Here is a 7,401-nt window from a genome sequence, read left to right as displayed (position 1 = left end):
TTTACAGTTGTCAAAGAAGCTGGAGACTGCCGACCATGCTCGTTCGGCTGCGGATTGGCGAGCCATAGAGTTTAGTTTATTAGCCCACGCAAACTCTTTGGCTAGGATTGCCCACTGTTTGTTAAGGTCATACTTAGTAGCACCCTTAGTATCTATCCAGTAGCGCAAGGCTCTATTGCGGATGAATTGGAAGGTGCGGATCGCCTCATCAATTAAGGCGAACTGCTCAGAGGTGGCGACTAACTTTGACTCAAGGACTAACATACTACTATTGTAGTTTATTGAAGCTGAAAGTCGTAGCTTAAATCTTTTATGCGCCTATGGCTGATACGGCTTATATGCCCATAGCTAAAGCTATGGGTTTTACGCCGCTCTTGATAATTTAATTTTGACCTAATTCACGGGAACGGGCAGTTGCTTTGAGGACCGCCGCGATGAAAGCACCCCGCACGGCAGCCTGTTCAAGCACGGCTAAACCAGCAATCGTCGTCCCGCCGGGACTCGTCACCCGGTCCTTGAGTTGGGCAGGCTGTAGGTTTTCCTGGACCATCAATTGCACACTCCCGCTGACCGTCGCTAGGACCAATTGACGAGCAAGATCACGGGGGAGCCCCGCCGCTACCCCACCATCCATCAGGGCTTCCACCATCAGCGCAACATAGGCCGGACCCGAGCCGGATAATCCCGTGACTGCATCCAACGAACTCTCAGGTACTCGGACTACTTGCCCTACTGCCTGAAAAATGGCTTCCACCTGATTCAGTTGGACGTGTGTAACCCCATCACCCGCTGCCAAGGCCGTAATCCCCGCGCCGACTAAGGCTGGGGTATTGGGCATTGCCCGGACCACCGGGGTATCCACAAAGGTTTTTGTCAGGGTAGCTAAGGATACTCCCGCCAAAATGGAGACCACCCCACGGGCACCCAAGGGCAAAGTTAAACTCCCGGCGACCTCTAGGAAGACCTGCGGTTTGATGGCGAGCAATAACCATACTGCCGCCGTTACATCCTGGTTACAATCCGTGGTCCGCACCCCATAACGCTCAACCCAGTGAGCGCGGCGGGTGGCTTGGGGTTCGCTAACGGCAATCTGTTCGGGGAGATAGAGTTGCTGATGGAGGATGCCTGCAATCAGAGCTTCCGCCATCGCGCCACCGCCGATGACCCCCAGGCTCAGGTCCCGGAACGCCACAGTTCCTCAAATTTGAAAACCCCGGGTTTTTCTTCGGATTTCTGGGCCTGGGTTTTGGCACTGGAGATGAGGACGGAACTTGGGGTAAATAGGAAAATCCCATCGCCCAACCGTTCCTGGTGCCCGTCAATGGCGTAGGTCGCCCCGGCCACAAAGTCCACAGTGCGCTGGGCCTGCTCCGCTTCCATCAGGGTCAAGTTGAGAACCACAGATTTACGTTCGCGCAGGTACTGGATGAGCTGGGGCGCGTCCTCAAAGCTCTTGGGTTCAATTACAAAGACTTCAGCTTGGCTAGAGGTATTGGGCATCCCAATCACATTCCCGGTCGTAGTGGGACGAGTGCGGCGCGGTGGCTCTTCTGGGGTAGTAGCGGTGGTGGTAGGGGCAGCAGGCTGGAGTCGTTCGACCCGGCGGCGGCGTTCCTCCCGTGATTCACCCTGGCGCGGGGTCTCCTCCTGGTAAAGCTCGGAATAGTCAGACTCTTCGTACACCAACGGCTCCTCACCTAACCCGACAAACTCTTTAAAACGACTCCACATGCTTGCCATGACCTAGACTCCTAATTGAGGTGGACGTAAACCAAAAATCGCTTGCCCGAGTCGGACCATCGTGCTCCCCGCCTGCACCGCCAAGGGATAATCCCCTGACATCCCCATTGAGAGTTCCGTCAATTGGGGATAGGTCCCCCGCCACCGGGCTGACCAGTGAGCCAACTCCTGAAACAGATCCAGACTCGCTTGTCCAAAAGGAGCAATGGTCATCAACCCCCGGACATTTAAAAGTTGAACGAGTTCGGGGAGTTGAGTTTCCAGTTCCGTAGGAGACCAGCCGGTTTTAGCCGGGTCCGCCCGGAGCTTGACCTGGAGGAGGACTCGGGGTGAACAGTTCTCCTGAACGGCGACGGTACTCAGTTGGCGGGCCAGGGCCAGACTATCCACCGAATGAATCCAGTCACTCAGCAGGAGAGCCCGCCGGGTTTTATTGCTCTGGAGTCGTCCGATAAAATGCCAGTTCACGTCCTGGAGGTCCTCAAGCTGTTTTTTTTTCGTGGAGGTCCTGGACGCGACTTTCGGCAAAATCCCGGATACCTGCCTGATACGCCAAGCGCATCCGGCCCACTTCCACTTGTTTCGTTACCGCAACCAGAAGGACCTGGGAGGGCAACGAAGCCCGGATTTGGTGAATGCGTTGGCTCAAAGGTGGGGTTGCACCCACATCTTGCGTGGATTCTAGCATAAGGTCCATATGTAGTGTGCAGGGGACTGGGAATTTGTTTAAATTTAGCAGATTAATCCGCTTGCCGTAAAAGCCCTAAACCCTATCGGGATTGGGGGGATTCAACTATGCTAAGGTGATTTTGGACAGGCAGGCACTCTGCCTCTAGTCTTGAAGCGATAGGAGGATGCAATGGCACTGCGCTTAGGGGATGTGGTCCCCGATTTCACACAGGATTCCACGGAAGGACCGCTTAATTTCTACGAATGGGCCGGGGACAGTTGGATCGTGCTATTTTCGCACCCCAAGGACTTCACGCCCGTCTGCACCACCGAACTCGGCGCGGTGGCACGGCTTAAGCCCGAATTTGACCAGCGTAACGTCAAGGTCATTGCCTTGAGCGTGGATGACAGCGATTCCCACCGGGGCTGGGTGGGCGATATTGAGGAGACCCAGGGTTGTGCGGTCAATTACCCAATCTTGGCGGACCCCGACCGCAAGGTGGCGGACCTGTATGACATGATCCACCCCAACGCCAACAACACGCTGACCGTGCGCTCGGTCTTCATCATTGACCCAGCGAAAAAACTGCGGCTGACCCTGACCTATCCCGCCAGCACGGGCCGGAACTTCCCAGAACTGTTGCGGGTGATTGACTCTTTGCAGTTGACAGACAACTACAGCGTTGCCACCCCAGTGAACTGGCAGGATGGAGATGATTGCGTAATTGTGCCCGCGCTCCAGGACCCGGAAGTGCTCAAAGAGAAGTTCCCCAAGGGCTACACCGTGGTCAAACCCTACCTGCGGATGACCCCTCAGCCCAACCGTTAATGCTGATGACTAGTTAAAAGCCCCAGGTTGAAGAAGCCTGGGGTTTTCAGTTTAGTAAGCACGTGGTGATTGTAATCATGTTCACCCAATAGTTTGTATATTGCTCGCCTGGATTTTAAAATACCGTGTGACGAGCGGCAAATTCAAGTACAGAGCCATCGCCTCAGCAATATCATCCTCGGTGATGTGGATATCATGAACCGCCCATGGTCCTTTAACACTCCGACACGGCTTCTTCTCGGAACGCACCTTCAGGTCTAAAAATTCTGCAAAGTCCAGCAATTCTAGATGCCTCTCAAGTGGCAAAGCCCGCAACTTCTTCAGGACCAACTCTTCTACCGTCATTTTGTCTAATCCTCCCGTTACAGAGTTTATCAAGAGCGGAAGCAAAGGAAGCGGAAACTGGCACGCTGTTAACCTTGAGGCGGATTTTTCCATCAGGCAGCGCATAAAATAAAACTTCTCCTCGCGGCAATCCATGTTTGAACTGGTCAAGTCTTTTCACTTTGAGGCAGCCCACCATCTGCCCAAGGTTCCAGCCGACCACCCCTGTTACCGCATCCACGGTCATAGCTACCGCATTGAGCTTGCCGTCCAGGGAGCTTTGGATGAGGAGATGGGTTGGGTCCTCGATTTTGGTGAGATCGCCGCCGTGGTCAAGCCCATCCTCGAAAAAGAACTCGACCATCGTTTACTCAACGAAGTCCCCGGTCTGGAGAACCCGACGAGTGAACGCTTGGCCCACTGGCTCTGGCAAAGGGTAGTCGTCCGTCTACCTCAACTCCACCGCGTTACCGTAGCCGAGACCTGCACCTCGACCTGTCACTACTACGGACCCAAGTAGTTCTCCCGGCGCCCATGCTTCCTGAACACACTCAGTGAACCCCGCTTGCACCGCTACCGAGTAAAAAGCCTAGCTGACGGAGCAAAAAGCCACAACTGAGTACCAAGGCTCGTGCGCTTTACCTAAAGCTTAGTTCTCGCCCTAGGCCGACCCATGACTAGAAAGCCATAGCGGAAGCCTCTGCGATTGGGTAAAGCAGTGCAGACCCAAGACTAGGGCTGGCTGGCCTGCACTTGCGCTACTGACAAGTTTAGAATCTCCGCAATCTCTTGGACGGTAAAACCCCGTGCCACCAGAGCCGGAACTATCTTCAGCTTGCCTTTCAACTCGCCTTCTGCCCTACCCTCTTCCAGTCCTTCACGAAACACTCGCGAGGCTTTCCACCCGGTCGCTTGCAATTCCATCATGGTCATTAGCTCCTCGCGGCTCATTTCAGGATAACGCTGCACTCCTAGGTCTTTTTTCCCGAAACTTTGCCCGGTCGGTAATTTTAGATCTGGAGCCAGCATGGGGCGTAAGTCTGGGACGTAGGTCACCGGATTGCGCTTGGCTCATTCATGACAAGCGGTGCAACGCCCAAATTCGTGCTTGTAGATTTGGCGAGGATCGAGAGCAGATCATTCGTCCCCGAACCCTTACGCTAGAAAGAGTGCTGAAAGTTGCCCATGTCTGATGCGCCCGAGAAAGCTTACAAAAATCTAGCGTTCCTGACCTCTGAGGAAGCCCGCGCCATCCGTATCCTCTGTGAGTACGAGGAACCCAAGCGGCGTTTTGCCCACCAGCATGTCCACAATACGATTGTCTTTTTTGGGTCAGCCCGCCTGAGTGCCCCCGACGAGGCCCAACAACGGCTTAGTCAAGCGCAGGCCAACACTGAGCAAAATCCCGGCCCAGTTGCCCAACGCGAACTCCACCAAGCCACCACTGCCCTGCGCTTGAGCCACTACTACACCGCTGCCCGTGAACTAGCCCGTCAGTTAACGGCTTGGAGTCTCAAAAAGTACAGCGGCTATCACTACTACATCTGTTCGGGAGGCGGGCCGGGGATCATGGAGGCCGCCAACCGGGGAGCCGCCGATGTAACGGGCGGTAAATCCATTGGTCTCGGTATCTCTCTACCCATGGAGCAGGGCCTCAACCCCTGGGTCACGCCAGAGTTAGCCTTCGAGTTCCATTATTTTTTCACCCGCAAGTACTGGTTTCTCAATCCTTGCAAAGCCCTAGTTATTTTTCCGGGGGGCTTCGGGACCCTAGATGAATTGTTTGAGACCCTAACTTTAGTCCAGACCCGGAAGATCCAAGGTAAGTTGCCTGTGGTCCTCTTTGGTAAGGATTACTGGCAACGGGTCCTTAACCTAGAAGCGATGGTCGAGTTTGGTACGATTAGCCCCGAGGATCTAGAGTTGACCTATCCCACGGATAGTGTGGAGGACGCCTTTGCCTATATCACTCATTTCTTGAGCGTGGCGGAGGACCCGGCTACCCCTGAGACCTTACCCCATCTCTAGGCATAATTCTCGCTCCTGGTTCGGTAGTATCAACGTGAAAGATACAACGCCCTGTTCACTTGCCACATGAATCGTCCCGTTGAGCCGCTCGACTAACTTCTTAACCAGAGCCAATCCCAGCCCGGTTCCGCCCTGACTCCAAAGGTCTTTACGCTGAACCCGGTAGAACTTCTCAAAAATCTGGGGTAGCTCTTCTGAAGAGATGTCCAGGCTAGTATTGGCTAGCTTGAACTCAATATGGTCGGCGTCCTGCTCCCTGACTTGTATTTGAATGAAGCCGCCCTTGGGAGTATATTTACAGGCATTATTGAGCAACTCACTCAAAATACGTCCTAACATCGAAATATCAGTACATAACCGATCCACTGGACCCATTTCTAGGGTCATGTGCTGTTCCTGCTGCTCAGCGCGGTCAGCGAAGGCATCTACTAGCTCAGTTAACCATTCCTTTAGTGATACTATCTCCAAAATCGGATTCATCGTACTGGTCTCTAGGCGTTGCAGACTGAGTAAGTCGTTGATGAGGTCAATCTCACGGTCACACTGGACTTCTAGAGCTTGCAGATATCTAGCTTGTTTTTCTGGCGAAGATGCAGTTTTGAGCAGTGTGATTGCCATACGGATGTTAGTCATCGGGGTCCGCAATTCATGGGAAACTGAACTTAAAAAGTCATCCTTGAGAAGATTTAGTTTTTCAAGCTCAAGCATTTTTAGTTCAGACGCCTCTAGAGCTAAACGTTGAGCCTCAGACTGCTTACGGTCTGTGATATTTTGAATTGAACCTTCGTAGTAGAGAATATTCCCCTCGGTGTCTTTGATCGCACGGGCATTCTCAGCTATCCAAAAAGTATGACCTTCTCGATGATAGACCTGGGATTCAAAATCCATCACAACCCCATAGCAGTCAATCTGTTGGATGAATTCAGCACGTCGCGTTGGATCGAGATAATTATTCTGAACTTGCAGATCTTCAAGGAATACCGACTCAGAAGGGTAGCCGAACATCTTAATCAAAGCAGGATTAGCGGTGATTATGCGTCCGCTGGCAGTACTTTGGAATATTCCTTCATTGGCATTCTCAAAAATATTGCGATACTTAGCTTCCGTTTGGGCTAGCTTTTCGTTGACCGCCCTCAACTCAGCGGTGCGTTCCATAACTCTTACTTCTAGGTCATTGCGAGACATTTGCAGGTCTATTGCGGTGACTTGACGTTCCGTAATCTCCTGTTGTAGTCGCTGATTGATGACTTCTAGTTCAGTCGGACTCCTGAGGGCGAGGGCTTTAGGGAGTAAGGGCCAGAGGAGGATTGCCGTTGCCGCTGAGATTAGAGCGGTTATAAATTTGATATAGCCCTGTAGCCAGTAATAGGGCTGCCATAGGACAATCACATCCATAATATGCGTGGTTCCACAGCTAAAAATGAAAGCACCAAATAGTAGAAATACCCATTTATAGGCTAAATCCTCCCGTTGACGGACAAAGCTTGTCAATACAGCGGGAATGGAGTAGTAAGAAGCAGCGATGATTACATCTGAAACAATAAAAAACCATAGTAATTCTCGTCGCCATACAAAACAGTAGGCATGGGGTTGAAAGCCATTGCTCGAAAAGAACTGCTGCAAAAATTCCACGATAGCTCATGCTCCTGCTGCGGGTGCTGGCGACTAAACCTAAGCTTCCCTGCTCAGCGTAGTTTAACATCTAACTTATGCAGGACTTCCGCAAGAGCCATCGGCCTAGCCGGGTGCTTCAGTTGCTGCATCAACCACCCAGAGCGTAGCCCCGGCTGGAGTTGATAGATGGTTTGGCC

General features: G+C 52.6%; 8 protein-coding genes and 2 pseudogenes. 3 read left to right on the top strand and 7 right to left on the bottom strand.

Features of this window, described 5'->3' with window-relative positions; all coding sequences use genetic code 11:
• From HFM78_RS01465 to HFM78_RS01450, 4 genes and pseudogenes are all read right to left on the bottom strand, one after another.
• A pseudogene (locus HFM78_RS01465) lies at positions 1-264 on the bottom strand (RNA-guided endonuclease TnpB family protein); the annotation flags it as partial.
• Between the two features lie 118 nt (positions 265-382).
• The gene (proC, locus tag HFM78_RS01460; protein ID WP_287127638.1) at positions 383-1,192 is read right to left on the bottom strand and encodes a pyrroline-5-carboxylate reductase; all 810 of its coding nucleotides are present in this window, start codon (positions 1,190-1,192) and stop codon (positions 383-385) included.
• Positions 1,174-1,740, bottom strand: a complete 567-nt coding sequence (locus HFM78_RS01455) for a cell division protein SepF (RefSeq protein WP_287127637.1) — start codon at positions 1,738-1,740, stop codon at positions 1,174-1,176. Before HFM78_RS01455 ends, proC begins: the two co-directional genes overlap by 19 nt.
• Before the next feature lie 3 nt (positions 1,741-1,743).
• Positions 1,744-2,428, bottom strand: a pseudogene (locus HFM78_RS01450) (YggS family pyridoxal phosphate-dependent enzyme).
• A gap of 171 nt (positions 2,429-2,599) precedes the next feature.
• Between HFM78_RS01450 and HFM78_RS01440 the strand changes: the two are divergent.
• Positions 2,600-3,238 (top strand): peroxiredoxin, encoded by a 639-nt coding sequence (locus HFM78_RS01440; protein ID WP_287127634.1) that lies wholly within the window; start codon positions 2,600-2,602, stop codon positions 3,236-3,238.
• 81 nt (positions 3,239-3,319) lie between these two features.
• Here HFM78_RS01440 and HFM78_RS01435 read toward each other — a convergent pair whose 3' ends face one another.
• Positions 3,320-3,718, bottom strand: a complete 399-nt coding sequence (locus HFM78_RS01435; protein ID WP_287127633.1) for a hypothetical protein — start codon at positions 3,716-3,718, stop codon at positions 3,320-3,322.
• Here HFM78_RS01435 and queD point away from each other — a divergent pair.
• Entirely contained in the window at positions 3,717-4,082 is a 366-nt protein-coding gene (queD, locus tag HFM78_RS01430) for a 6-carboxytetrahydropterin synthase QueD (protein WP_287127632.1), read from the top strand. The genes HFM78_RS01435 and queD overlap by 2 nt on opposite strands.
• A gap of 212 nt (positions 4,083-4,294) precedes the next feature.
• Here queD and HFM78_RS01425 read toward each other — a convergent pair whose 3' ends face one another.
• Positions 4,295-4,489: a hypothetical protein gene (locus HFM78_RS01425; RefSeq protein WP_287127631.1), complete on the bottom strand. Its 195-nt coding sequence runs from the start codon at positions 4,487-4,489 to the stop codon at positions 4,295-4,297.
• A gap of 258 nt (positions 4,490-4,747) precedes the next feature.
• On the opposite strand from HFM78_RS01425, the gene HFM78_RS01420 reads away from it, so the two are divergent.
• Positions 4,748-5,590, top strand: coding sequence for an LOG family protein (locus HFM78_RS01420; protein ID WP_287127630.1), 843 nt, complete (start codon positions 4,748-4,750; stop codon positions 5,588-5,590).
• On the opposite strand, the gene HFM78_RS01415 is transcribed toward HFM78_RS01420, so the two are convergent.
• Positions 5,576-7,222: an ATP-binding protein gene (locus tag HFM78_RS01415; protein ID WP_287127629.1), complete on the bottom strand. Its 1,647-nt coding sequence runs from the start codon at positions 7,220-7,222 to the stop codon at positions 5,576-5,578. The genes HFM78_RS01420 and HFM78_RS01415 overlap by 15 nt on opposite strands.
• Positions 7,223-7,401: the final 179 nt, after the last annotated feature.

This window comes from Candidatus Cyanaurora vandensis, from assembly GCF_013285555.1.
GTDB classification, from domain to species: Bacteria; Cyanobacteriota; Cyanobacteriia; order Gloeobacterales; family Anthocerotibacteraceae; genus Cyanaurora; species Cyanaurora vandensis.
The sequence above is the reverse complement of the archived record's forward strand: the minus strand, read 5'-3'. Positions and strand labels throughout refer to the sequence as shown.

What these genes read in the sequence shown, in the direction of transcription:
- HFM78_RS01420 (WP_287127630.1), top strand. Translation starts at nt 4,748, where the DNA reads ATGTCTGATGCGCCCGAGAAAGCTTACAAAAATCTAGCGTTCCTGACC.
- HFM78_RS01435 (WP_287127633.1), bottom strand. Translation starts at nt 3,718, where the DNA reads ATGGATTGCCGCGAGGAGAAGTTTTATTTTATGCGCTGCCTGATGGAA.
- queD (WP_287127632.1), top strand. Translation starts at nt 3,717, where the DNA reads ATGTTTGAACTGGTCAAGTCTTTTCACTTTGAGGCAGCCCACCATCTG.
- HFM78_RS01455 (WP_287127637.1), bottom strand. Translation starts at nt 1,740, where the DNA reads ATGGCAAGCATGTGGAGTCGTTTTAAAGAGTTTGTCGGGTTAGGTGAG.
- HFM78_RS01440 (WP_287127634.1), top strand. Translation starts at nt 2,600, where the DNA reads ATGGCACTGCGCTTAGGGGATGTGGTCCCCGATTTCACACAGGATTCC.
- HFM78_RS01425 (WP_287127631.1), bottom strand. Translation starts at nt 4,489, where the DNA reads ATGATGGAATTGCAAGCGACCGGGTGGAAAGCCTCGCGAGTGTTTCGT.